Genomic DNA, 23596 nt, shown 5'->3' on the forward strand with positions numbered 1-23596 from the left:
GTCTCTCTCGGGTCTCAGACGGAGGCCGGCAGCAGTTCGCGCACGTCGACGAAGTGTCCGGCGATCGCGGCGGCGGCGGCCATGGCGGGGCTCACGAGGTGCGTGCGCCCACCCGCACCCTGGCGGCCTTCGAAGTTGCGGTTGGAAGTCGAGGCGCAGCGCTCGCCCGCCTCCAGACGATCGGCGTTCATCGCCAGGCACATGGAACAGCCCGGGTCACGCCATTCGAAGCCGGCTTCGATGAAGATGCGGTGCAGCCCCTCTTCCTCGGCCTGTTTCTTCACCAGACCCGAGCCGGGCACCACCAGCACGCGCTTGACGTTGGGTGCCTTCTTGCGCCCGCGCACGACGGCGGCGGCCGCGCGCAGATCCTCGATGCGGGAATTGGTGCACGAGCCGATGAAGACCTGATCGACGCGGATCTCGCCGATCGGCGTGCCCGGCTCCAGCCCCATGTAGGCGAGCGCCCGCTCGGCGGCGTCCCGCTTGACCGGATCGGCGAAAGAAGCCGGATCGGGCACGCGCCCTTCGATGTCGGTGACCATCTCCGGCGAGGTGCCCCAGGTGACCTGCGGCTTGAGGGTGGCGGCGTCGAGCACCACCTCACGGTCGAACCGGGCTTCAGGATCGGACACGAGGGTGCGCCAGTAGTCGACCGCCTGCTCCCACAGCTCGCCCTTGGGCGCGAGGGGTTTGTCGCGGAAATAGTCGAGGGTCTTGTCGTCGACCGCGACCATGCCCACGCGCGCGCCGGCCTCGATCGCCATGTTGCATACCGTCATGCGCCCTTCCATGGAGAGCGAGCGGATCGCCTCGCCGGCGAATTCGATGGCGTGCCCCGTGCCGCCGGCGGTGCCGATTCTGCCGATGATGGCCAGGATCACGTCCTTGGCGTAGACGCCCGGCGGCAGGCTGCCGTCGACGCGCACGCGCATGTTCTTGGCCTTTTTCTGGATGAGGCACTGGGTGGCGAGCACGTGCTCGACTTCGGAAGTGCCGATGCCGTGGGCGAGGCAAGCAAACGCCCCGTGCGTGGAGGTGTGCGAGTCGCCGCACACCACGGTCATACCGGGGAGCGTCGCTCCGCTCTCCGGGCCGATGACGTGCACGATGCCCTGGCGCGGATCATGGAAGGGAAAATAGCGCAGCGCGCCGAAAGCGCGGATGTTCTGGTCGAGCGTGACCACCTGCTCGCGCGAGATGGGATCGCGGATCTCGGTCTCGCTAGGATCGGTAGGCACGTTGTGATCGGCCGTGGCGACGATGGAACCCGTCCGCCAGGGCTTTCGCCCCGCCAGACGCAGCCCTTCGAACGCCTGGGGACTGGTCACCTCGTGGATCAGGTGGCGATCGATGTAGATGAGGGCCGTGCCGTCGGGCTCCTGGCGCACCAGATGCGCGTCCCACAATTTGTCATACAAGGTCTTGGCGTTCATTGCAGGTTCTCTCCGGGTCGATCGCGCCACCCACGGCGCGTAATTATTTCACAACCTCGTCATCGGCGCCAACACCATGGCGTAGCGCATTAGCAACAGGTCATCCCTTCAAAGTGGCGAAGGAATCGAACCCGTTGCACCCGGCGACAAAGCCGGAACGGGGGAAAGCGGCGGCACCACGTCGCCGCACTGCGCCCGATGGCGCAGTGCCTGATCCATCAGCACCAGGGCGAGCATGGCCTCGGCAATCGGTGTGGCGCGAATCCCCACGCAGGGGTCGTGCCGTCCGTGGGTGGCCACCGTGGTCGGCACCCCGCGCAGGTCGATCGAACGGCGCTCGAGCCGGATGCTGGAGGTGGGCTTCACCGCCAGATGCACGACGACGTCCTGCCCCGTGCTGATGCCGCCGAGAATGCCGCCAGCGTGGTTCGACAGAAACCCCTGCGGCGTGAGCTCGTCGCCATGCTCGCTGCCGCGCTGGGTCACGACGGCGAACCCGTCGCCGATCTCCACGCCCTTGACGGCGTTGATGCTCATCATCGCCGCGGCGATCTCGGCATCGAGCCGCCCGAACACCGGTTCGCCCCAACCCGGGGGTACGCCGCGGGCCACCACCGTGAGCCTTGCGCCGACCGAGTCGCCCGCCTTGCGCAGCGCATCCATGAAGCGTTCGAGCTCCGGCACCAGCTCGAGATTCGGAGCGAAGAAAGGATTCTGCTCCACGTGCTCCCAGGAAACGAAGGGGATCTCGATCGGCCCCAGCTGGGCCATGAAGCCGCGGATCACCACGCCGTGGCGCTCGCGCAGCCACTTCTTGGCGATCGCCCCGGCCGCCACCCGCACCGCCGTCTCGCGCGCCGAAGAACGCCCGCCGCCGCGCGGATCGCGCCGGCCGTATTTCATGGTGTAGGCGTAGTCGGCGTGCCCCGGACGGAACGTCTCCACGAGGTTGCCGTAATCCTTGGAGCGCTGATCGACGTTGCGGATGAGCAAGGCGATCGGCGTGCCCGTCGTCATGCCCTCATAGACGCCCGAGAGGATCTCGACGGTGTCGGGCTCGCGCCGCTGGGTGACGTGGCGCGAAGTGCCGGGCTTGCGCCGGTCGAGCTCGCGCTGGATGTCGGCCTCGGTGAGCGCCAGGCCCGGCGGGCAGCCGTCGACCACGCAGCCGATCGCCGGCCCGTGCGATTCCCCGAAGGAAGTCACCGTGAACACTGTGCCGAAGGTATTGCCCGCCATCGCTTACCCTACCGTCCGTGCGCAAAAGAACGAGTTTAGCATGCGCTCCACACGGCTTCGACTCACTGGAAGAATCGCTCCAGCTGCACGAACACCTCGTGATCGGCTCCATGGCGGCGCACTTCGAGCACGTCGACCAGGCGCTCGAGCTGGCGGACGAGCTGTTCCAGCCGCTGGTCGGCGAAGACGGTGAGCCAGATGCGGCTGCGCCGCCCGTCGGGCAAGGGCATGCACAGGATCCCCTCGACGTTGAAGGCGCGCCGCGCGAACAAGCCACAGACGTGACTCATCACGCCGGGATGGTTGTTGACCTCCAGCTCCAGCACCACTTTCTCGAAACCGCCCGTAGGCAGCGGTTCGGCCACTTGTTCGATCATCTTCCTCTCCTGTCAGCCCTCGATCATCTCGGTGTTGGCGGCGCCCGGCGGCACCATGGGATAGACGAAGCGCTCGCGCTCGATCGAGCAGTGGATGAGCGCCGGACCGGGGCGGCGCAGGATCGCCGCCAGATCGGCCTCGGGATGCTCGCTGCGATCCAGATCGAGCGCTTCCAGCCCGAAGCCCTCGGCGATCTTGACGAAGTCCGTCGGCCGGCGGTAGTTCGAGGCGATCACGCGCTTGCCATAGAAGAGATTCTGCTGCTGATAGACGAGCCCGAGCGACTGGTTGTTCATCAGCACGATCTTGACGTTGCCTCCTTCTTCGGCGAGCGTCGCCATCTCCTGGATGTTCATCTTCAGGCTGCCGTCGCCGGTGAAGCACACCACCGTGCGCTGCGGCTCGGCGAGCGCAGCGCCGATCGCCGCCGGCAGACCGAAGCCCATCGTGCCCAGCCCGCCGGAGGTGAGCCACTGCCGCGGCCGGCGCAGCGGATAGGCTTGCGCCACCCACATCTGGTGCTGGCCGACGTCGGTGACCACCACCGCCTCGTCGTCGAGCGCCTTGGCCACCGCCTGGACGAGCCCGTAGTGGCTGCGCGGATCCTCGCGCCCCTCCAGCACGAGAGGGAAGCGCGACTTCAGTCCCGCCACGTGGCTCAGCCAGCGCTTGCGCAGCTGGGCCCGCACCCGCGGCAACAGCGCCTGCAGCACCGCCTTGACGTCGCCATGGATCGCCACGTCGGGGCGACGGATCTTGCCCAGTTCCGCCCGGTCGATGTCGATGTGGATCACTTTCGCCTCGGGGCAGAACTGCGACGCCTTGCCGATGGCCCGGTCGTCGAAGCGCGCCCCGACGCAAACCAAGAGGTCCGCCTCCTGCAGGGCAAAATTGGTATGGCGCGCCCCGTGCATGCCCAGCATCCCCAGCGAGAGCGGATGATCGACCGGCATCGCACCCAGCGCCATCAGCGTCATGGTGGTAGGCATCGAGGTCTGCTCGGCCAAGGTCACCGCGAGCGGGGCCGCATCGGCATGGATCACTCCGCCGCCCAGGTAGAGCACCGGGCGCTCGGCCTCGTCGATCAAACGCGCCGCCGCCGCGATCGCCGTTTCATCCAGCGGCGGCAGCGGATCGGACTCGGCCGGCGCGGGCAGTCGCTCGAAGGTGACGAGCTGGTTCTGCACGTCCTTGGGCACGTCGACGAGCACCGGCCCGGGACGCCCCGACATGGCGATGCGAAACGCGTGTGGCATCACCTCCAGCAGCTCGGCGGCCGAGCGCACGAGGAAATTGTGCTTGGTGATCGGGATGGTCATGCCGTAGATGTCGACTTCCTGAAAGGCGTCGGTGCCGATCATGGCAAGCGGCACCTGCCCGGTGATCGCCACCAGCGGGATGGAGTCGAGCCGCGCATCGGCGATCGCCGTCACCAGGTTCGTCGCCCCGGGGCCGCTCGAAGCGAAGCACACCGCGGGTTTGCCCGTCACCCGCGCCATGCCCTGAGCCATGAAGCCGGCACCCTGCTCGTGGCGCGCGAGCACATGCCGGATCGTCTTCGACTGGCTCAAGGCGTCGTAGAGCGGCAGGATCGCCCCGCCGGGAATGCCCACGATCGTCTCTATCCCCTGCTGTTCCAACAAGCGCACGATCAATTCGGCGCCGGTCATCGTCATCATCGCCCTACTCCTCGTTGCCGGGAAAAACGAAAACCCCCTCGGGAGACTGGCTCCGGAGGGGGTCGGGTTCGAATCGGTAGTACGGTTTGATCCGGCTTCAGTCCCTCCGGGGCGCACGCAGCCCTACGCCTACGCGTACGAGCAGCAGCACGGCCAGGGAAACGGGAAAACGGATCACCAAAGCACTCCGACTCGACTCACGGGCAAAAGTAAAACATGAAATCCGGTCTCTGACAAGCGGTTTTTTCACCCCTGCCGCCAAGCTTCCTCGCGCAGCGCGCGGCGCAGGATCTTGCCCACCTGCGTCTTGGGCAGTTCCTCGCGGAATTCGACGTAATGCGGCACCTTGTAGGGGGTGAGCCGCTCGCGGCACCATTGCCGAATCGCTTCGGCATCGAGCGTGGGGTCACGACGCACCACGTAGGCTTTCACCGCCTCGCCGCTGCGCTCGTCGGGCACGCCCACCACCGCCACCTCCAGCACGCCCGGATGCAGCGCGATCACGTCCTCGACCTCGTTGGGATAAACGTTGAAGCCGGACACGAGGATCATGTCCTTCTTCCGATCGACGATGTAGAGGAAGCCGCGCTCGTCCATTCGCGCGACGTCGCCCGTGCGCAAGAATCCATCGGGGAAGAATACCTTGGCCGTCTCGTCCGGGCGGTTCCAGTACTCCCGCATCACCTGCGGTCCGCGCACGCACAATTCCCCCGCATCACCCGGCGGCACCTCGGCGCCGGCGTCGTCGCGCAGGCTCACCTCGGTGGACGGCAGCGGCAGGCCGATGGAATGGTTGAACGCCGGCAAATCCAGCGGGTTGATCGTCACGGCCGGCGAAGTCTCGGTCAAGCCGTAGGCTTCGAGCAGCGGCCGGCCGGTGAGCTGCTGCCACTTCTGCGCCACCGCCTGCTGCACGGCCATGCCGCCGCCCAGGGTGAGCTTGAGCGGGGAAAAATCGAGTTTGGCGAAACCGGGGTGATGCACCAAGGCGTTGAACAGGGTATTGACGCCGGTGATGGCCGTAAACGGCCACTTGGCCAATTCCCGTACGAGACCGTCGAGGTCGCGCGGATTGGTGATGAGCAGATTGTGCCCGCCCAGACGGAAGAAGACGAGGCAGTTGGCGGTGAGCGCGAAGATGTGGTAAAGCGGCAAGGCGGTGACCACCCGCTCCTGCCCCTCGCGCAGCACCGAACCCACCCAGGCCGTAGCCTGCAGCACGTTGGCGATGAGGTTGCGGTGCAGCAGCACCGCACCTTTTGCCACCCCCGTGGTCCCTCCGGTATATTGCAGGAAGGCGACGTCTTCCAGCCCTGGTTCGACGCGTGTCATGGGGCGTGCCGCCCCCCGGCGCAGGGCTTCGCTCCAGCGCCGATGCCCCGGCAGGCGCCACGGCGGCACCATCTTCTTTACCCGACGAACGACGAAGTCTACGGCCCAGGAACGCGGTGCGCCCAGCATCTCCGCCAGCGAAGTCACCACTAAGGCCCGCATCGCGCCCGCCTCGGGCACCTCGTCGAGCGTATGGGCGAAATTCTCCAGCACGACGATCGCCTCGGCTCCTGCGTCGCGCAGCTGATGCGACACCTCACGCGGCGTGTAAAGCGGATTGACATTGACCACCACGCAGCCCGCCCGCAGGATGCCGAACATCGCCACCGGATACTGCAGCACGTTGGGCAGCATCAGGGCCACCCGCGCGCCCGGCTCGAGGCCCAGTTCATGCTGCAGAAAGGAAGCGAAGGCGGCCGAGAGACGATCTATCTCACGATAGGTCAATGTCCTGCCCATGTGGGTGAACGCGGGCAGATCGGCGAAACGCGCCACGCTGCGCTCGAACAAGTCGACCAGCGAGGCATGTTCGGTCGGGTCGATTTCCGCCGGCACGCCCGGCGGATAGCTCCTGAGCCAGATTTTTTCCATGGATACTCCTCCTCCATGTCGGACCATGCCGCGGCCCTTGCATGCCGCGGCCCCTGGCCCCCCCTCCCGGCAAACCGCCGCCTCTTACGGGCGGCTCGGCCGGACGACCATGGATCAAGTATCTTCTTCGTCGACTCCCGGCCAATTGCGGATGTAGTTCTTCAGCATCCGGTTCTCGAAATCCTTTTCCTCGAGCACCGCCTTGGCGACATCATAGAACGACACCACGCCGAGCAGCGTTCCGCCCTCCATCACGGGGAAATAGCGCTGGCGCGTCTCCACCATGCGGCGACGCAGCTCGTCGAGCTCCATGTCGGGATCGGCGACGATGGGCTGGCGCAGCATGGCCTCCTCCACCGTCAACATCCCCCAGGAGGCGCAGGCATGATGGATCGCCACCAGCACTTCGCGAAAGGTGAGCAACCCCGCCATCTTCCCCGCGTCGAACACCACGAGCGAGCCAATGTCCTGCTCCACCATCACCGCCACGGCATCGGAGAGAAAGCGGCGGGGCGTGATGGTGAAGAGCGCCGTTCCCTTGATCGCCAGGATTTCACGTACCTTCATGCTTTTGCCCCTGGCTGCTCAGCGGATGAGCTGGTCGCGCTTGTTCTTGACCTTTGCCCATTCATCGGCATCGGGCAAGGGATCCTTGCGCTCCACGATCGGCGGCCATTTCTTGGCGAGTTCGGCGTTCAGAGCGATGAAATCGCGCTGATCGGCCGGGACGTCGTCTTCGGCGTAGATGGCCTCGACGGGACATTCCGGCACGCACAAGGAGCAATCGATGCACTCATCGGGATCGATCACCAGCATGTTCGGGCCCTCGCGGAAGCAATCCACGGGACAGACGTCCACACAGTCGGTATACTTGCAACGGATGCACGCTTCGGTCACGACGTAGGTCATGAGAAATCCCCTGTTTGTGCGCGACGGCAGGGCGAACGGCTCACCCGCCTTTTGCATTTATACCACGCTTTCGTCGTTTTGCGCGGCCGCAGCCCCCTTCCCGCCTCCTTACCCCTTGACGCCGCGGCCATGATGCCCTAAGTTACGCCTTATCGCCCCGCAGCCGTTCGGCCGGGGCTTTCCTTCTCTCCCGACCACCCCCGAGACACACGATGAGTGAACACATCCATCACGTGAGCGATGCCACTTTCGAGCAGGAAGTCCTGCAGTCGAAGACGCCGGTGCTGCTCGACTTCTGGGCCGAATGGTGCGGCCCCTGCAAGATGATCGCGCCGATCCTCGACGAGATCGCCAAGGAATACGCCGGCAAGCTCAAGGTCTGCAAGCTCGACATCGACCAGAATCCCGAGACGCCCGCCAAATACGGCGTACGCGGCATCCCGACGCTGATGCTCTTCAAGAACGGCAACGTCGAGGCCACCCGCGTCGGGGCAATGGCCAAATCCCAGCTCGTCGCGTTCATCGACAGCAACCTCTGACGCCGACTGCGCGCCTGACGTGTTTTCCGGCCGGCCGTTCGTGCCGGCCTCCTTTCAGCCTCCCTCTTCCGGCTTGCTGCCACGATCATCGCGGCAAGCCGGTCTCGATCTCTTCCCATCCAGAACCTTCATCGACCGAAAACCATGCATCTGTCCGAGCTCAAGTCGTTGCACGTCAGCCAGCTCTTGGCCCTAGCCAATGAACAAAACATCGAAGGCGCCAACCGCCTGCGCAAACACGAACTCGTATTCGCGCTGCTCAAGAACCGCGCCAAGAAAGGGGAACCCATCTTCGGCGAGGGCGTGCTGGAAGTCCTGCCCGAAGGCTACGGCTTTCTCCGTTCGCCCGACACGTCCTACCTCGCCAGCCCGGACGACATCTACGTCTCACCCTCCCAGATCCGTCGCTTCAACCTGCACACGGGCGACACCATCGAGGGCGAGATCCGCATCCCCAAGGAAGGCGAACGCTACTTCGCCCTGGTGAAGCTCGACCGCATCAACGGCGAGTCGCCCGAGAAGTGCAAGCACAAGATCCTCTTCGAGAACCTCACCCCGCTGCACCCGAACGAAGCCTTCAAGCTCGAGCGCGACATCCGCAGCGAAGAGAACCTCACCGGCCGGGTCATCGACATCATCGCCCCCATCGGCAAAGGCCAGCGCGGCCTCATCGTCGCCCCGCCCAAGACGGGGAAGACCGTGATGCTGCAGCACATCGCGCATGCCATCACCTCGAACCATCCCGACGTCGTGCTCATCGTGCTCTTGATCGACGAGCGCCCCGAAGAGGTCACCGAAATGCAGCGCTCGGTACGCGGCGAGGTGGTCGCCTCCACCTTCGACGAGCCGGCCGCGCGCCACGTGCAGGTGGCCGAGATCGTCATCGAGAAGGCCAAACGCCTCACCGAGCACAAGCGCGACGTGGTGGTGCTGCTCGACTCGCTCACGCGCCTGGCGCGCGCCTACAACACCGTCGTACCCTCCTCGGGCAAGGTGCTCACCGGCGGCGTGGACGCCAACGCCCTGCAAAAGCCCAAGCGCTTCTTCGGCGCGGCGCGCAACCTCGAAGAAGGCGGCAGCCTCACCATCATCGCCACGGCGCTCATCGACACCGGCAGCCGCATGGACGACGTGATCTACGAGGAATTCAAGGGCACCGGCAACATGGAGCTGCACCTCGACCGGCGCATGGCGGAGAAGCGCGTCTATCCGGCGATCAACGTCAACCGCTCCGGCACCCGGCGCGAAGAGCTGCTGATGAAACCGGACATCCTGCAAAAGGTGTGGATCCTGCGCAAGCTCCTCTACGGCATGGACGATCTGGAAGCCACCGAATTCCTCCTCGACAAACTCAAGGCGACGAAGAACAACGCCGAGTTCTTCGACGCCATGCGCCGCGCCTAAAACAGAACGGTCGAGGCGGGAGCCGCTTCCGGCAGCCCGGCCTGCGCCAAACCCAAGCGCAAAAAACCGCGGTTTCGAACCGCGGTTTTTCGTCTACCGCCCGGCTACGGCCCAGGACAATCGCCCCGAGCAGCCTGAGGCTTACCTGTCGTAGCGGTAGAACCCTTCGCCCGTCTTGCGCCCGAGCCGGCCGGCCTCGACCATCTCCACGAGCAGCGGCGCGGGGCGGAATTTCGGATCCTTGAACCCTTCGTAGAGCACCTGCATCACCGCGAGCTCGACGTCGAGCCCGATGAGATCGGCGAGCGCCAGCGGCCCGATCGGATGGTTGCAGCCCAGTTTCATCGCCTCGTCGATCCCCTCGGCGCTCGCCAAGCCTTCCTGCAGCGCGAAGATCGCCTCGTTGATCATGGGGCACAGCAGGCGATTGACCACGAAACCCGGGCTGTTCTTCACCGCCACCGGCGTCTTGCCCAGCGCCTTGGCGATCGCCTCGGCCTTCTGGTAGGTTTCGTCGGAGGTCTGCAGGCCGCGGATGAGCTCGATGAGCGCCATCACCGGCACCGGGTTGAAGAAGTGCATGCCGATGACGCGTGCGGGATTCTTCGTCGCGGCGGCGATCTTGGTGATGGAGATGGAGGAAGTGTTGGACGCGAGGATCGCCTCGGGCTTGGCGAGCGCGTCGAGCTTGGCGAAGAGCTCGAGCTTGAGCGCCTCGTTCTCGCTCGCCGCCTCGATCACCAGGTCGGCCGCAGCCACGCCGTCGAGCTGGGTCGCCGTTGCGATGCGCGCGAGCGTCGCGTCTTTGTCCGCCGCCGTGAGTTTTTCTTTCTTCACCAGGCGATCGAGGTTGGCGGAAATGGTGGCCCGAGCCCGCTCGAGCTGTTGCGTGGAAATGTCGTAGAGCCGCACGGAAAACCCGCTCTGGGCCGCGACCTGGGCAATGCCGCTGCCCATCGTTCCTGCGCCGACGATGAAGATGGTCTGCATGGATGACTCCTCTGCGGTTGGTGGAAGACGTGCGCCGGCCTCCGGCGCGTTTGCTGCAGTGCAGTGTAGCACAGCGCCAACCGGAGCGCTTGCCGCCTCGCCCAGCCTCCTTTATCATGGAAAGCGCATGACGACTGGCACCGCCCATGCCCCGAGCCCTTCTCATCGACGACGAACCCGACCTGCGCACGCTGCTCACGCTCGCGCTGCACCGCCACGGCTGGCAGGCCGACGCCGTGGGTGACTGCGCCGGGGCCCGCCGCGTGCTCGACGATACCGCCACGCCGTATCACCTCATTCTCACCGATCTGCGCCTTCCGGACGGCAACGGGCTCGATCTCGTGCGCCACGCCCGCGAGCGTCGCCCCCTCACGCCGGTGGTCGTCCTCACCGCGTACGGGGACATCGACACGGCGGTACAGGCCGTCAAGCTCGGGGCGCACGACTTCCTCACCAAACCCTTGCGCATCGAGCGCCTCGCCCAGCTCCTCGAAGGTTTCGCCCAGTGCCCGCCGGATCAGGACGCCCCCGTCGACCCGGCAGCCTTGCGCGCAGCCCTCGAGCGCAACCGCTGGAACCAGAGCCGGACCGCACGGGAACTGGGCTGGACGCTCGCCAAGCTGCGCTACTGGATGCAACGCCTCGGCCTGACCCAATAGCGCCTTGCGAAATCATGAAAATAGCATGAAACGAACCCTTCCCCGCTGATGGTACAATTTCTTTTTTCTCTTTCGAGGAGTCTCCCTCATGTTCATCACCGACGCTTACGCCCAAGGCGCCCCGGCAGCGGATCCGACCGGCGGCCTGATGCAGCTGCTGCCCATCATCCTGATGTTCGTCGTGCTGTGGTTCCTCATGGTGCGGCCGCAGATGAAACGGGCGAAGGAGCACAAGGCCATGATCCAGGCGCTCGCCAAAGGCGACGAGGTAATCACCCAGGGCGGCATCGCCGGTCGGGTGACCTCGGTGGACGAAGATTTCGTTCGGGTCGAAATCGCCAAAGGGGTTGAAGTGACGGTGCAAAAACCCACCATTGCCGCCGTGCTGCCCAAGGGCACGCTGAAAAATCTCTAAAGCGCTCCCCTACCCATATGAACCGCTACCCTCTGTGGAAGAATCTGCTGATCGCCTTCGTGCTGCTGCTGGGGGCGATCTACGCCGCGCCGAACCTCTTCGGCGAGATCCCCGCCGTGCAGATCACACCGGCGCGGCCCGGTGCCCCGTTCGACGCCCGTTCTCTCGCCGCCCGGCTGGAGCCGAAGCTGACCGCGGCTGGGCTCACTCCCCAGGGTTTTCTCTTCGAGGCCGGGGCCCTGAGGGTGCGGTTCGCCGACACCGAAACCCAGATCCGGGCAAAAGACCTGATCGAAGCCGAGCTCAATCCCGATCCGGAAAAGCCCGAGGCGATCGTGGCGCTCAACCTCCTGCCCGGCACGCCCGAGTGGCTCGCACGGCTGGGCGCCAAACCGATGTATCTCGGGCTCGACCTGCGCGGCGGCGTCCACTTCCTGCTCGAAGTGGACATGGACGGCGCGCTGACCAAGCGGCTCGACGCCATCGCCGCCGACCTGCGCTCGCTCATGCGGGCGGAGAAGATCCGCCACCAGGGAATCGTGCGCAACGGCCGGCTCATCGAAGCGCGTTTCGCCGACGAAGCCGCGGCCGAAGCGGCGCGGCGCGTGATCGCCAAGAACGTGCCCGATCTGGCCCTCGACGTGACGGCCCAGGGCGAAACGGTGAAGCTCGTCGCGCGGCTCACGCCCGCGGCGGAGAAGACCCTGCGCGAATTCGCCCTCAAGCAGAACATCACCACCCTGCACAACCGCATCAATGAGCTGGGCGTCGCCGAACCCGTCATCCAGCAGCAGGGGACAGACCGCATCGTCGTGCAACTGCCCGGCGTGCAGGACGTAGCCAAGGCCAAGGACATCCTTGGGCGCACGGCCACCTTGGAAGTGCGCCTAGTCGACGACACGCCGGGCGCGCTCGAAGAGGCGATCGCCGGCCGCGTTCCACCGGGCACCGAGCTCCTCTACGAGCGCAATGGCCGCCCCATCCTGGTGAAGAAAGACGTCGTGCTCACCGGCGAGCGCCTCACCGACGCCCAGCCCGGCTTCGACGGGCAGACCGGCGAGCCGGCGGTGCACCTGACGCTGGATTCGGCCGGCGCGCGCATCTTCCGCGACGTCACCCGCGACAACGTCGGCAAGCGCATGGCGATCCTGCTCATCGAGCGGGGACAGGCCGAAGTGATCACCGCCCCGGTGATCCGCACCGAGATCACGGGCGGACGGGTGCAGATCTCGGGGGCGATGACGGTGGAAGAGGCGCGCGACATCGCGCTGCTACTGCGTGCCGGCAGCCTTGCCGCCCCGATGCGCATCGTCGAGGAGCGCACCGTCGGCCCCAGCCTCGGCAAAGAGAACATCGAGCGCGGCGTGCACGCCACGCTGTGGGGTTTCGCGATCATCGCCGTCTTCATGATCGTCTATTACCAGCTCATCGGCCTTTACTCGGTGGTGGCGCTGGCGGCCAACCTCATGCTCCTCGTGGCGCTGCTGTCGCTCTTGCAGGCCACCCTCACCTTGCCGGGAATCGCGGCGATGGCACTCACGCTGGGCATGGCGATCGACGCCAACGTCCTCATCAACGAGCGCATCCGCGAGGAATTGCGCCTGGGCGTCTCGCCGCAGATGGCGATCGCCGCCGGCTACGAGCGGGCGTTTGCCACCATCCTCGACTCCAACGTGACCACGCTCATCGCCGGCGTGGCGCTGCTGGTCTTCGGCTCCGGCCCGGTGCGCGGCTTCGCCGTGGTGCACTGCCTCGGCATCCTCACCTCCATGTTCTCGGCCATCCTGGTGTCGCGCATGCTGGTCAACTTCACTTACGGCGGCAAGAAGCGCGTCGCCCACGTCTCGATCGGCTGAACGGAGACTTCCATGGAATTATTCCATCCGCGCCAAGACATCCCCTTCATGCGGCACGCCCTGTGGTTCAACGCCGTGTCGCTCCTCACTTTCGTGGCCGCCGTACTCTTTCTCGCCCTGCGCGGGCTGAACCTCTCCATCGAATTCACCGGCGGCACCTTGGTGGAAGTACGCGCCAGCGAGGCCGTTGCGCTCGAAGCGGTACGCGACGTGCTCGCCCAGGCGGGGCTGCGCGAAGCCCAGGTGCAGAACTTCGGCTCCGCGCGCGACCTCCTCATCCGCCTGCCGCATCTGGGCGACGGCGAGAGCGCCCAGGCCGGCGAACGGGTGAAGGCGCTGCTCTCCCAGGTACCGGGGGCGAACTTCGAGGTGCGCCGCGTCGAGTTCGTGGGGCCCCAGGTGGGCAAGGAACTGGCCACCAACGGGCTCATGGCACTCGCTTTCGTGGTATTTGGCATCGTCGCCTATCTGGCGATGCGCTTCGAGTGGCGCTTCGCGGTCTCGGCCATCATCGCCAACCTGCACGACGTGGTGATCATCCTCGGGGCATTCGCCGCCTTCCAGTGGGAATTCTCGCTCTCCGTGCTCGCGGCGGTGCTCGCCGTGCTGGGCTACTCGGTCAACGAGACAGTGGTGATCTTCGATCGGGTGCGCGAGGTTTTCAAGCAGCGCCGTGGCAAGATGGACACGCCCGCCGTGCTCGATCATGCGATCACCGCCACCATGTCGCGCACCATCATCACGCACGCGAGCACCCTGGCGATGGTGGTGACGATCCTGCTCTTCGGCGGCGAGACGCTGCACTACTTCGCGCTCGCGCTCACCATCGGCATCGTCTTCGGCATCTATTCGTCGATCTTCGTCTCGGCCGCACTCGTGATGTGGTTCGGCGTCACGCGCGAGGATCTGGTCAAACCGGCGAAGAAGAAGGAAGAGGCGGTGGTCTGATTCTCTCTTCTGTGGCATGAAAAAGCCCCCGGAACCGGGGGCTTTTTCATGGGTAGCGCGAAAGGGCGGCGGGCTTACTGATCGACGAAGGCCCGTTCGATGGCGTAGTGACCCGGCACGCCCATGCTGGGCGAGACCTGGAAGCCCAGGTCGTCGAGGATCTTGCTCGTGTCGGCGAGCATGCGCATGCTGCCGCACAGAAGCGCCCGGTCGGTCTCGGGGTTGAGCTGGGGAATGCCCAGGTCGGCGGCGAGCTTGCCGCTGGTGATGAGGTCGGTGATCCGGCCTTGGTGAATGAAAGGCTCGCGCGTGACGGTGGGGTAGTAGATGAGTTTTTCGCGCACCATCTCGCCCAGGAACTCGTGCTGCGGCAGTTCCTTGGTGATGTAGTCGTAGTAGCCGAGCTCGCGCACCCAGCGCGTGCAGTGTACAAGGATCACTTTTTCGTAGCGATCGTAGACGTCCGGATCCTTGATGATGGACATGAAAGGCGCGAGCCCCGTGCCGGTGGCCAGAAGAAAAAGCCGCTTTGCGCCGGGCAGGAGGTTGTCCTGCACGAGCGTGCCGGTGGGCTTGGTGGAGACGAGCACTTCGTCGCCTACCTTGAGGTGCTGCAGCCGCGAGGTGAGCGGGCCGTTGGGCACCTTGATCGAGTAGAACTCGAGGTGCTCTTCCCAGTTGGCGCTGGCGATGGAATAGGCGCGCAGCAGCGGCTTGCCATCGACCATCAGACCGATCATGACGAACTGGCCATTGATGAAGCGGAAACCCGGATCGCGGGTGCAGCGGAAGCTGAAGAGGGTGTCGGTCCAGTGATGCACCCAGATCACTTTCTCGACGCGCAGGTTCTTGGGCAAGGCGGGGGAAGACGTCTGCTCGGCAACGGCACCGGTTTCGGCCATGGCGGTCAAATCCTCGCTGAAGGACTAAAAAACGCAATGATAGCACCGGCTTAATTCCGGCGCCAACACGATTGGAATCTCAGATGCGCTTGGCGAGCTCCTCGGCCTTGCCGGTGTATTTCTGCGGCACGAGGGCGAGCAGCCGCTCCTTGGCCGATTCGGGCAGAGGCAAGCCGGCGATGAAACCGCGCAGCGCCTCGGCGGTGATCGCCTTGCCGCGGGTCATCTCCTTGAGTTTCTCGTAGGGGTTGGGGATGCCGTGGCGCCGCATCACGGTCTGCACCGCCTCGGCGAGCACCTCCCAGGCCTCGGCGAGGTCGCGCTCGAGCGCCTTCGGATCGGCTTCGAGCTTGTCCAAGCCCCGGCGCAGCGAATCGAGCGCGAGCAGCGTATGTCCGAAAGCCACCCCCATGTTGCGCAGCACCGTGGAGTCGGTGAGATCGCGCTGCATGCGCGACACCGGCAATTTGTCGGCGAAATGGCGCAGCAGGGCGTTGGCGATTCCCAGGTTGCCTTCGGCGTTTTCGAAGTCGATGGGGTTCACCTTGTGCGGCATGGTCGAGGAGCCGACCTCGCCCTCCTTGAGCTTCTGGCGGAAGTAACCGTAGGAGATATAGAGCCACAGATCGCGGCATGCGTCGATGAGGATGGTGTTCGTCCGCGCCATGGCATCGAAGAGTTCGGCCATCGCGTCGTGCGGTTCGATCTGGATGGTATAGGGGTTGAATTCGAGCCCGAGCGATTCGATGAAGCGGCGATTGAATTCTTCCCAGTCGATCTCGGGATAGGCGATCGCGTGGGCGTTGTAGTTGCCCACCGCGCCGTTGAACTTGGCCGTGAGGCGCACGGCGGCGATGGCGGCGCGGGTGCGCTGCAGGCGCGCGGCGACGTTGGCCATCTCTTTGCCCAGGGTCGTGGGGCTCGCCGGCTGGCCGTGGGTGCGCGAGAGCATGGGCAGGGCCGCGTGTTCGTGCGCGAGTGCCCGGAAGCGTTCGATCACGGCGTCGAGCGCCGGCAGCAGCACCCGGTCGCGCCCGGCGGTGAGCATGAGCGCGTGCGCGGTGTTGTTGATGTCTTCGGAGGTGCAGGCGAAATGTACGAACTCGCGCGCCCGCTCGGCTTCGGGCAAGCCTTCGAGCCGCTCCTTGATCCAGTATTCGACGGCCTTGACGTCGTGGTTGGTGCGCGCCTCGATCGCCTTGATCGCCGCGGCATCCGACGGCTTGAATTCCTCGACGAGCAAGTCGAGCTCGCGCACGGTGCTGGGGGAGAAGGTCGGGACTTCGGCGATGCGGGGATCGGCGGCGAGCGTCTTGAGCCATTCGATCTCGACGCGCACGCGCTCGCGCATGAGGCCGTATTCGGAGAAAATCGGGCGCAGGGCGTCGAGCTTGGTGGCGTAGCGGCCATCGAGCGGGCTCAGGGCAAGGAGGGTGGCAGGATCGGTCATCGCGGCATGTTCCTTAGCTGCGGTATTCGGCGTTGATGCGGACGTAGTCGAAAGAGAGATCGCAGGTCCAGACGGTGGCGGCGGCCTCGCCCCGGGCGAGATCGACGCGCACGGTGATTTCGGCGTGCTTCATGACGCGGGCGCCGTCTTCCTCACGGTAGGAAGATGCCCGACCGCCCCCTTCGGCCACCAGGATGGAATCGCCCTCGGCTTCGAGCCAGACGCGGATCGCCGCGGGATCGAGATCGTCGATGCCGGCGTAGCCGATGGCGGCGAGGATGCGGCCCAGGTTGGGGTCGGAAGCGAAGAAGGCGGTCTTCACCAGCGGCGAGTGGGCGATGGCGTAGGCGACCTTGCGGCATTCTTCGCGCGACGCGCCGCGCTCCACCCGCACGGTGATGAACTTGGTGGCGCCTTCGCCGTCGCGCACGATGGCCTGGGCGAGCCAGCGCGAGACTTCGATCACGGCGGCGCGCACCTTGCGGTAGTCTTCGTCGTCGCTCACCGCGAGCTCGCGCGACATGGCCGCGCCGGTGGCGATCAGCACGAAGGAGTCGTTGGTAGACGTGTCGCCATCGACGGTGATGGCGTTGAAGGATTCATCGGCCGCCTCGCGCACCAGGGCATCGAGCAAGGGTTTGGCGAGCCTGGCGTCGGTGGCCACGAACCCGAGCATGGTGGCCATGTTGGGGCGGATCATGCCGGCGCCCTTGCTGATGCCGGTGATGGTGACGACGGTGCCGTCGGACAGGCGCACCTGGCGCGAGCAGGCCTTGGGCACCGTGTCGGTGGTCATGATGGCGTAGGCGGCATCCAGCCAGGCGTCGGGGCGCAGGTTGGTGACGAGCGCCGGCAGCGCGGCCTCGATTTTCTCTACCGGCAGCGGCTCGAGGATGACGCCGGTGGAAAACGGCAGCACTTCCTGCGGCTCCACCCCCAGCACCTGGGAGACCGCCTTGCAGGTGCAACGCGCCGCCTCCAGCCCCTCGGCGCCAGTACCGGCGTTGGCCACGCCCGTGTTGATGACGAGTGCACGGGGCGCGGCCTCGCCCGCCAGGTGTTCGCGGCAGACCTGCACCGGCGCGGCGCAGAAGCGGTTCTGCGTGAAGACGCCGGCCACGCGGCTACCGGGGGCGAGCGAGATCACGGTGAGGTCGCGCCGTCCGGCCTTGCGGATGCCGGCTTCGGCCACGCCCAGGCGCACGCCGGCGACGGGGCGAAGGTCCTTGGGATCGGGGGCGGTGAGATTGACGGCCATCGCGGGACTCCGTTCAGCTCAGTTTACCGTGGCAGTGTTTGTATTTCTTGCCGGAACCGCAGGGGCAGGGATCGTTGCGGCCGACCTTGGGCAGCGCATTGGTCTGCGGCCGGGCCTTGACGGCCGTCTCACCTCCCTCTTCGGCACCGGGTTCGGCGTGATGGTACTGCACTTGCTGCACTTCGGGGGGGCGTTCGACGACCTCTTCGACCGCGGCCTCGGTGCGCACCTGCACCGAAAGAAGGATGCGGCTGACGTCGCGCCGGATGGCGTCGAGCATGGTCTCGAAGAGCTCGAAGGCTTCGCGCTTGTATTCCTGTTTCGGGTTCTTTTGCGCATACCCCCGCAGATGGATGCCCTGGCGCAGGTGATCGAGCGCCGAGAGGTGTTCGCGCCAGTGCGTGTCGATGCTCTGCAGCAGGATGCTGCGCTCGAACTGTTTCCAGGCCTGCGGATCGACCAGGCTCGCCTTGGCGCGGTAAGACGCTTCGGCCGCTTCGAGCACGCGCTCGAGCAGCTGCTCGTCGCTGAGATCCGGTTCGGCCTCGAGCCACTGGCGCAGCGGCAGCGACAGGTTGAATTCGCCGGCGAGCGTCTGCTCCAGCCCGGCGAGATCCCATTGCTCTTCGACGCTGTCGGCCGGCACGTAGGTGCGGAAGATGTCGGTGAGGGTGCCGGCGCGCATGTCGGCGACGAGTTCGCTCACGTCCTCGGCGTCGACCACTTCGTTTCGCTGGGCGTAGATGACCTTGCGCTGTTCGTTGGCGACGTCGTCGTATTCGAGCAGCTGCTTGCGGATGTCGAAGTTGTGCTGCTCGACGCGGCGCTGGGCCGATTCGAGCGAGCGCGTCACCATGGGATGTTCGATCGCCTCGCCCTCGGGCATCTTCAGGCGCACCATGATGGCGTTGAGCCGGTCGCCGGCGAAGATGCGCAGCAGCGGGTCTTCCAGCGAGAGGTAGAAGCGCGAGGAGCCGGGGTCGCCCTGGCGTCCGGCGCGGCCGCGCAGCTGGTTGTCGATGCGGCGCGATTCGTGCCGTTCGGTGCCGATGATGCGCAAGCCCCCGGCGGCGATCACCGCGTCGTGTGCTTTCTGCCATTCGGCGCGCAGTGCCTCGATGCGCTTTTCCTTTTCTTCGTCGGAGAGCGCGGGGTCGTTGCGGATCTCCTCGATCTGCGGCGCGATGTTGCCGCCGAGCACGATGTCGGTGCCACGGCCGGCCATGTTGGTGGCGATCGTCACCATGCCGGGGCGTCCGGCCTGGGCGATGATGTGCGCCTCGCGCTCGTGCTGCTTGGCGTTGAGCACCTGGTGCGGGATCTTTTCCTTGGTGAGGAGCCGGGAGAGGAACTCGTTGACCTCGATCGAGGTGGTGCCGACCAGCACGGGCTGGCCGCGTTCGCGGCAGTCCTTGATGTCCTCGATCACCGCCTGCCATTTCTCCTTGGCGGTGCGATAGACGCGGTCGTTCTCGTCGCGGCGCACGAGCGGCCGGTTGGTGGGGATGATGACGGTCTCGAGGCCGTAGATCTGCTGGAATTCGTAGGCTTCCGTGTCGGCCGTGCCGGTCATGCCGGCCAGCTTTTCGTACATGCGGAAGTAGTTCTGGAAAGTGATCGAGGCGAGCGTCTGGTTCTCGGCCTGGATGCGCACGCCTTCCTTGGCTTCGATCGCCTGATGCAGCCCTTCGGACCAGCGCCGGCCGGGCATGAGCCGGCCGGTGAATTCGTCGACGATGATGATTTCGTCGTTCTGCACCACGTAGTGCTGGTCGCGGTGAAAGAGCGCGTGCGCCCGCAGCGCCGCGTAGAGGTGGTGCAGCAGGGTGATGTAGCGCGGATCGTAGAGGTTGCCGCCTTCGGGCAGCAGCCCCATGCGCATGAGGATGCCCTCGACCTTTTCGTGCCCCTGCTCGGTGAGCAGCACCTGACGCGCCTTGAGGTCGATGGTGTAATCCCCGGGCTCGAGCACTTCCTCGCCCTGCATCTTCTGTTCGGTAAGGAGCGGCACCACCTCGTTCATCTTGAGGTAGAGCTCGGTGTTGTCCTCGGCCTGGCCGGAGATGATGAGCGGGGTGCGCGCCTCGTCGATGAGGATGGAGTCGACCTCGTCGACGATGGCGTAGTGTAGCCCCCGCTGCACGCGATCGACCGGGGCGTAGACCATGTTGTCGCGCAGATAGTCGAAGCCGAATTCGTTGTTCGTGCCGTAGGTGATGTCGGCCGCGTAGGCTTCCTGCTTTTCGCCGTGCGACAGGCCGGGGACGTTGCAGCCCACCGTCAGCCCCAGGAAACGGTAGATTCGCCCCATCCAGTCGGAGTCGCGCCGCGCGAGGTAGTCGTTGACTGTGACGACGTGCACCCCTTTGCCCGTGATCGCATTGAGATAGGCCGGCAGCGTCGCCACCAGGGTCTTGCCCTCGCCGGTGCGCATCTCGGCGATCTTGCCCTCGTGCAGCACGATGCCGCCGATGAGCTGGACGTCGAAGTGGCGCATGCCATGCACGCGCTTGCCCGCCTCGCGCACCACGGCGAAGGCCTCGGGCAGCAAGGCATCGAGCGATTCGCCATTGGCATGGCGCTGTTTGAATTCCGCCGTCTTCGCGCGCAGGGCTTCGTCCGAGAGGGCGGCCACGCTCGGTTCGAGTTCGTTGATGCGGGCGACGGTGGTGCGGTAACGCCGCAGCAGCCGGTCATTTCGGCTGCCGAAGAGTTTCTTGAGGACGCGGGTAATCATTACGTGCGGTCGGCTTGTCGGAGCGAATGGTGAAGTTTATCATGCCCCATCGGACGAGGCACGGGAAAGGGCGATGACACGGAAACTGGGAGAACTCTTCCGTCTCAGCGCGGAACTGGAGCCGCTGCGTCATCATGCCATGACATTACAGCGGCTGCAGGAAGAAATCGACCGTCTGCTGGAGGAGGAGTTCCGGGGGCGGGTGTCCGTCGCCAACCTGAAGGACGGAACGCTTTATCTGCACACGGCCTCGGCGCTCGCGGCGGCGAAGCTGCGGCACCGTCTGCCCAGCCTCACGGCAGCGCTCGCGGCATCGGCCCCGGTCCAGGCGATCAAGTTGAGGGTACGCCCCACGAACGCCCCCGCGAGCGGCGTGGCGGCACCGCGGCCGCCGCGGGTACGGACCATCGGGCCGGGGGGGCGCGCAGCGATCGCCGAACTGTGCGCCCGGCTCGCGCCGGATTCGCCCCTGCGTCAGGCGCTGGAGCGGCTGATCGAGCGCGCGGCGATGGCCTCAGAGCAAAGGCAAGAGGGCGATCCGCTCGAGCGCAAAGAGGCCGAGATAGATGAGGACGATGCCGAGCGCAAGCCTCAGGATGCGTTTGGCGTACCGTAGCCAGCGCCGCTCGCCGCTCCAGAGATAGGCGGCGACGCAGACCCCTGCACCCAGAAGGACGAAGACGAGGAGAAGGCGGAACCCCAGCACGGCATGCGCTTACGTCGTCGCGGCGCCGGTGGCGAGCGTAGGCAGGAGCGCCGGCGCCTCGTCCCGTTCCAGGGTGGTGAGTTCCCAGGCGCTGCGATCGGCCATGAGGGCGCGCAGGAGCTGGTTGTTGAGCGCATGGCCGGATTTGTGGGCCACGTAGCGCGCGAGCAGCGGGTGACCGGCCAGGTACAGGTCGCCGATGGCATCCAGGATCTTGTGCCGTACGAATTCGTCGGGGAATCGCAAGCCTTCGGGATTGAGGATGCGGTATTCGTCGAGCACGATGGCGTTGTCGAGGCTGCCGCCCTGGGCGAGGCCGAGTTCGCGCAGCAGCTCCACTTCGTGCACGAAGCCGAAGGTGCGGGCCCGGGCGACGAAGCGCGGATAGGCATGCTCGGAGAGATCGACCACGGCGCGGGTTTGCGAGGCGCTGATCGCCGGATGGTCGAAGGCGATGGAGAATTCGAGACGGAATCCGAGATAGGGTTCGAGGCGGACCCACTTGTCGCCCTCGCGGACCTCCACCGGTTTGAGCACTTTCAGGAAGCGCCGCGGCGCCGGCTGGGCTTCGAGGCCCGCCTCGAGCATCATCATGACGAAGGGCGCGGCGCTGCCGTCCATGATGGGGATCTCGGGCCCATCGACGTCGATGTGCACGTTGTCGACCCCCAACCCGGCCAGCGCCGACATGAGGTGCTCGACGGTGGCGATTCTCACGCCGTCGCGCTCGAGCCCCGTGCACAGGCGCGTCTCGCGCACCGCCTCGGGGGAGGCGGGAATGGACACCGGCGGATCGAGATCGACGCGATGAAAGACGATGCCGCTATCGGGCGCGGCCGGTCGCAGCCACAGCTGCACTTTCTCACCGGAGTGCAGGCCGACTCCGGTGACGTGCGCGATGGACTTGAGCGTGTGCTGGGAAATCATGCCGGTCCGGGACGATCAGTCGTTTTGCTTGCGCAGGAAGGCGGGGATGTCGAGCCGGTCGAGCCCGGGCATGCGATCGGCGAGCGTGCTGCGGCGCCCCCGGACGGAACGCTCGACCTGGGGCATGCCGCCGCGCTGCGGAGTCTCGGTGCGCCCTTGCGTGGTGCCCATGGTGGCGCCGCCGCCATAGGTTCCCGTGCCACGGATCACTTCCATTTGGGGCTGCGGCCGCGTGGAACGCGCCGCTCCGAGACCGGTGGCGACGACCGTGATGCGGATGCGGTCTTCCATCGTGTCGTCGAAGACGGCCCCGTACTTGACGAAGGCTTCGGGAGCGGCAAAGGCCTGCACCGTGCGCACGGCGTCGCGCACTTCGGAGAGCTTGAGCGAGCGGCTGGCGGTAATGTTGATGAGGACGCAGCGCGCGCCGGAGAGTTCCGTCCCTTCGAGCAGGGGGCTCACTGCGGCCTGCTCGGCGGCGATGCGCGCGCGATCGATGCCAGAAGCTTCGGCCGAACCCATCATGGCGCGGCCCATCTCGCCCATGGCGGTGCGCACATCCTGAAAATCGACGTTGACCAGCCCCGGCACGTTGATGATCTCGGCGATGCCGGCCACGGCGTTCTTGAGCACGTTGTCGGCGGCCTTGAAGCAGTCTTCGAAGCCGGCGTCGTCGCCGAAGACTTCGAGCAGGCGGTCGTTGAGCACGACGATGAGGGAATCGACGTGGCGCGTGAGCTCTTCGATGCCGCTTTCGGCGACGCGGTCGCGGTTTTCGAAATCGAAGGGCTTGGTGACCACCGCCACGGTGAGGATGCCCATCTCCTTGGCGATCTCGGCAATGACCGGCGCGGCGCCCGTTCCCGTGCCCCCTCCCATGCCGGCGGTGAGAAAGGCCATGTGGGCCCCCTCGAGCGCGGCGACGATGCGATCTCGCGACTCCATCGCCGCTTCACGTCCGGCTTCCGGCTTGGAGCCCGCCCCGAGCCCGGAAGAGCCGATCTGGACCTTGGTGGGGGCGAGGCAGCGCGTGAGCGCCTGCGCATCGGTATTGACGGCGACGAACTCCACCCCGCCGATGCCCTCGCGAATCATGTGGTCGACGGCGTTGCCGCCCGCCCCCCCGATGCCGAGCACTTTGATGACCGTACCCTTGTGGGTGGTGTCGACCAATTCTTCAATCCCTTTGACCGCCATGACATTCTCCCGCTTTTGTCGTGCATTCTAACCAAGAAATCGTG

21 protein-coding genes are annotated in these 23596 nt (G+C 65.9%); 7 read left to right on the forward strand and 14 right to left on the reverse strand.

Annotation, left to right across the window (positions count from 1 at the left end; genetic code table 11):
• Positions 1–14: 14 nt before the first annotated feature.
• The 7 genes from leuC to fdxA all read right to left on the reverse strand — a co-directional run bounded on the left by leuC (position 15) and on the right by fdxA (position 7564).
• A complete protein-coding gene (gene leuC, locus EPD82_RS00345; RefSeq protein WP_141054215.1) occupies positions 15–1436 on the reverse strand; it encodes a 3-isopropylmalate dehydratase large subunit in 1422 nt (473 codons plus the stop codon).
• Between the two features lie 108 nt (positions 1437–1544).
• On the reverse strand, positions 1545–2675 hold the full coding sequence (aroC, locus tag EPD82_RS00350; protein ID WP_055422653.1) for a chorismate synthase: 1131 nt from the start codon (positions 2673–2675) through the stop codon (positions 1545–1547).
• 62 nt (positions 2676–2737) lie between these two features.
• Complete coding sequence (gene ilvN, locus EPD82_RS00355) at positions 2738–3052, reverse strand: acetolactate synthase small subunit (protein ID WP_055422652.1); 315 nt, start codon at positions 3050–3052, stop codon at positions 2738–2740.
• Positions 3053–3064: 12 nt separating this feature from the next.
• The gene (gene ilvB / locus EPD82_RS00360) at positions 3065–4732 is read right to left on the reverse strand and encodes an acetolactate synthase large subunit (protein ID WP_055422651.1); all 1668 of its coding nucleotides are present in this window, start codon (positions 4730–4732) and stop codon (positions 3065–3067) included.
• Positions 4733–4978: 246 nt separating this feature from the next.
• The gene (locus tag EPD82_RS00365) at positions 4979–6655 is read right to left on the reverse strand and encodes an AMP-binding protein (RefSeq protein ID WP_141054218.1); all 1677 of its coding nucleotides are present in this window, start codon (positions 6653–6655) and stop codon (positions 4979–4981) included.
• Positions 6656–6769: 114 nt separating this feature from the next.
• A complete protein-coding gene (locus EPD82_RS00370; RefSeq protein ID WP_141054221.1) occupies positions 6770–7222 on the reverse strand; it encodes a CBS domain-containing protein in 453 nt (150 codons plus the stop codon).
• Between the two features lie 18 nt (positions 7223–7240).
• Positions 7241–7564 (reverse strand): ferredoxin FdxA, encoded by a 324-nt coding sequence (gene fdxA, locus EPD82_RS00375; protein ID WP_028874820.1) that lies wholly within the window; start codon positions 7562–7564, stop codon positions 7241–7243.
• Between the two features lie 212 nt (positions 7565–7776).
• Between fdxA and trxA the strand changes: the two genes are divergently transcribed.
• Both trxA and rho read left to right on the forward strand, forming a co-directional pair.
• Positions 7777–8103 (forward strand): thioredoxin TrxA, encoded by a 327-nt coding sequence (trxA, locus tag EPD82_RS00380; RefSeq protein ID WP_055422648.1) that lies wholly within the window; start codon positions 7777–7779, stop codon positions 8101–8103.
• Positions 8104–8247: 144 nt separating this feature from the next.
• Complete coding sequence (gene rho / locus EPD82_RS00385; protein WP_055422647.1) at positions 8248–9507, forward strand: transcription termination factor Rho; 1260 nt, start codon at positions 8248–8250, stop codon at positions 9505–9507.
• Positions 9508–9648: 141 nt separating this feature from the next.
• Here rho and EPD82_RS00390 read toward each other — a convergent pair whose 3' ends face one another.
• Complete coding sequence (locus EPD82_RS00390; RefSeq protein ID WP_141054225.1) at positions 9649–10497, reverse strand: 3-hydroxybutyryl-CoA dehydrogenase; 849 nt, start codon at positions 10495–10497, stop codon at positions 9649–9651.
• Between the two features lie 146 nt (positions 10498–10643).
• Between EPD82_RS00390 and EPD82_RS00395 the strand changes: the two genes are divergently transcribed.
• The 4 genes from EPD82_RS00395 (at position 10644) to secF (ending at position 14375) form a co-directional block, all read left to right on the forward strand.
• Positions 10644–11156: a response regulator gene (locus EPD82_RS00395; protein ID WP_055422645.1), complete on the forward strand. Its 513-nt coding sequence runs from the start codon at positions 10644–10646 to the stop codon at positions 11154–11156.
• Positions 11157–11244: 88 nt separating this feature from the next.
• Entirely contained in the window at positions 11245–11571 is a 327-nt protein-coding gene (gene yajC, locus EPD82_RS00400; protein ID WP_055422644.1) for a preprotein translocase subunit YajC, read from the forward strand.
• Positions 11572–11588: 17 nt separating this feature from the next.
• Entirely contained in the window at positions 11589–13427 is a 1839-nt protein-coding gene (secD, locus tag EPD82_RS00405; RefSeq protein ID WP_141054228.1) for a protein translocase subunit SecD, read from the forward strand.
• Between the two features lie 12 nt (positions 13428–13439).
• Positions 13440–14375 (forward strand): protein translocase subunit SecF, encoded by a 936-nt coding sequence (gene secF, locus EPD82_RS00410; RefSeq protein ID WP_141054231.1) that lies wholly within the window; start codon positions 13440–13442, stop codon positions 14373–14375.
• A 74-nt stretch (positions 14376–14449) separates the two neighbouring features.
• On the opposite strand, the gene EPD82_RS00415 is transcribed toward secF, so the two are convergent.
• The 4 genes from EPD82_RS00415 to secA all read right to left on the reverse strand — a co-directional run bounded on the left by EPD82_RS00415 (position 14450) and on the right by secA (position 20722).
• The gene (locus tag EPD82_RS00415) at positions 14450–15277 is read right to left on the reverse strand and encodes a ferredoxin--NADP reductase (RefSeq protein WP_082438323.1); all 828 of its coding nucleotides are present in this window, start codon (positions 15275–15277) and stop codon (positions 14450–14452) included.
• A 79-nt stretch (positions 15278–15356) separates the two neighbouring features.
• Positions 15357–16727 carry an adenylosuccinate lyase gene (purB, locus tag EPD82_RS00420; RefSeq protein WP_141054234.1) on the reverse strand — a complete coding sequence of 457 codons (1371 nt, stop codon included), beginning with the start codon at positions 16725–16727 and terminating at the stop codon, positions 15357–15359.
• A 13-nt stretch (positions 16728–16740) separates the two neighbouring features.
• Positions 16741–17985 carry a bifunctional glutamate N-acetyltransferase/amino-acid acetyltransferase ArgJ gene (gene argJ, locus EPD82_RS00425; RefSeq protein WP_141054237.1) on the reverse strand — a complete coding sequence of 415 codons (1245 nt, stop codon included), beginning with the start codon at positions 17983–17985 and terminating at the stop codon, positions 16741–16743.
• Between the two features lie 13 nt (positions 17986–17998).
• Entirely contained in the window at positions 17999–20722 is a 2724-nt protein-coding gene (secA, locus tag EPD82_RS12110) for a preprotein translocase subunit SecA (RefSeq protein WP_141054242.1), read from the reverse strand.
• A gap of 73 nt (positions 20723–20795) precedes the next feature.
• Here secA and EPD82_RS00435 point away from each other — a divergent pair, with 73 nt between their 5' ends.
• On the forward strand, positions 20796–21338 hold the full coding sequence (locus tag EPD82_RS00435) for a DciA family protein (RefSeq protein ID WP_141054244.1): 543 nt from the start codon (positions 20796–20798) through the stop codon (positions 21336–21338).
• Between the two features lie 99 nt (positions 21339–21437).
• Here the strand turns inward: EPD82_RS00435 and lpxC are convergent, their stop codons facing one another.
• Entirely contained in the window at positions 21438–22355 is a 918-nt protein-coding gene (lpxC, locus tag EPD82_RS00440; RefSeq protein ID WP_141054247.1) for a UDP-3-O-acyl-N-acetylglucosamine deacetylase, read from the reverse strand.
• 15 nt (positions 22356–22370) lie between these two features.
• Complete coding sequence (gene ftsZ, locus EPD82_RS00445; RefSeq protein WP_206202117.1) at positions 22371–23552, reverse strand: cell division protein FtsZ; 1182 nt, start codon at positions 23550–23552, stop codon at positions 22371–22373.
• Positions 23553–23596: the final 44 nt, after the last annotated feature.

The organism is Tepidiphilus succinatimandens (assembly GCF_006503695.1).
Classification (GTDB): domain Bacteria; phylum Pseudomonadota; class Gammaproteobacteria; order Burkholderiales; family Rhodocyclaceae; genus Tepidiphilus; species Tepidiphilus succinatimandens.

What these genes read in the sequence shown, in the direction of transcription:
- ilvN (WP_055422652.1), bottom strand. Translation starts at nt 3,052, where the DNA reads ATGATCGAACAAGTGGCCGAACCGCTGCCTACGGGCGGTTTCGAGAAA.
- secF (WP_141054231.1), top strand. Translation starts at nt 13,440, where the DNA reads ATGGAATTATTCCATCCGCGCCAAGACATCCCCTTCATGCGGCACGCC.
- EPD82_RS00390 (WP_141054225.1), bottom strand. Translation starts at nt 10,497, where the DNA reads ATGCAGACCATCTTCATCGTCGGCGCAGGAACGATGGGCAGCGGCATT.
- leuC (WP_141054215.1), bottom strand. Translation starts at nt 1,436, where the DNA reads ATGAACGCCAAGACCTTGTATGACAAATTGTGGGACGCGCATCTGGTG.
- EPD82_RS00395 (WP_055422645.1), top strand. Translation starts at nt 10,644, where the DNA reads ATGCCCCGAGCCCTTCTCATCGACGACGAACCCGACCTGCGCACGCTG.
- secD (WP_141054228.1), top strand. Translation starts at nt 11,589, where the DNA reads ATGAACCGCTACCCTCTGTGGAAGAATCTGCTGATCGCCTTCGTGCTG.
- argJ (WP_141054237.1), bottom strand. Translation starts at nt 17,985, where the DNA reads ATGGCCGTCAATCTCACCGCCCCCGATCCCAAGGACCTTCGCCCCGTC.
- EPD82_RS00415 (WP_082438323.1), bottom strand. Translation starts at nt 15,277, where the DNA reads ATGGCCGAAACCGGTGCCGTTGCCGAGCAGACGTCTTCCCCCGCCTTG.
- yajC (WP_055422644.1), top strand. Translation starts at nt 11,245, where the DNA reads ATGTTCATCACCGACGCTTACGCCCAAGGCGCCCCGGCAGCGGATCCG.
- purB (WP_141054234.1), bottom strand. Translation starts at nt 16,727, where the DNA reads ATGACCGATCCTGCCACCCTCCTTGCCCTGAGCCCGCTCGATGGCCGC.
- ftsZ (WP_206202117.1), bottom strand. Translation starts at nt 23,552, where the DNA reads ATGGCGGTCAAAGGGATTGAAGAATTGGTCGACACCACCCACAAGGGT.
- aroC (WP_055422653.1), bottom strand. Translation starts at nt 2,675, where the DNA reads ATGGCGGGCAATACCTTCGGCACAGTGTTCACGGTGACTTCCTTCGGG.
- EPD82_RS00370 (WP_141054221.1), bottom strand. Translation starts at nt 7,222, where the DNA reads ATGAAGGTACGTGAAATCCTGGCGATCAAGGGAACGGCGCTCTTCACC.
- ilvB (WP_055422651.1), bottom strand. Translation starts at nt 4,732, where the DNA reads ATGATGACGATGACCGGCGCCGAATTGATCGTGCGCTTGTTGGAACAG.
- fdxA (WP_028874820.1), bottom strand. Translation starts at nt 7,564, where the DNA reads ATGACCTACGTCGTGACCGAAGCGTGCATCCGTTGCAAGTATACCGAC.
- trxA (WP_055422648.1), top strand. Translation starts at nt 7,777, where the DNA reads ATGAGTGAACACATCCATCACGTGAGCGATGCCACTTTCGAGCAGGAA.
- secA (WP_141054242.1), bottom strand. Translation starts at nt 20,722, where the DNA reads ATGATTACCCGCGTCCTCAAGAAACTCTTCGGCAGCCGAAATGACCGG.
- EPD82_RS00435 (WP_141054244.1), top strand. Translation starts at nt 20,796, where the DNA reads ATGACACGGAAACTGGGAGAACTCTTCCGTCTCAGCGCGGAACTGGAG.
- lpxC (WP_141054247.1), bottom strand. Translation starts at nt 22,355, where the DNA reads ATGATTTCCCAGCACACGCTCAAGTCCATCGCGCACGTCACCGGAGTC.
- rho (WP_055422647.1), top strand. Translation starts at nt 8,248, where the DNA reads ATGCATCTGTCCGAGCTCAAGTCGTTGCACGTCAGCCAGCTCTTGGCC.
- EPD82_RS00365 (WP_141054218.1), bottom strand. Translation starts at nt 6,655, where the DNA reads ATGGAAAAAATCTGGCTCAGGAGCTATCCGCCGGGCGTGCCGGCGGAA.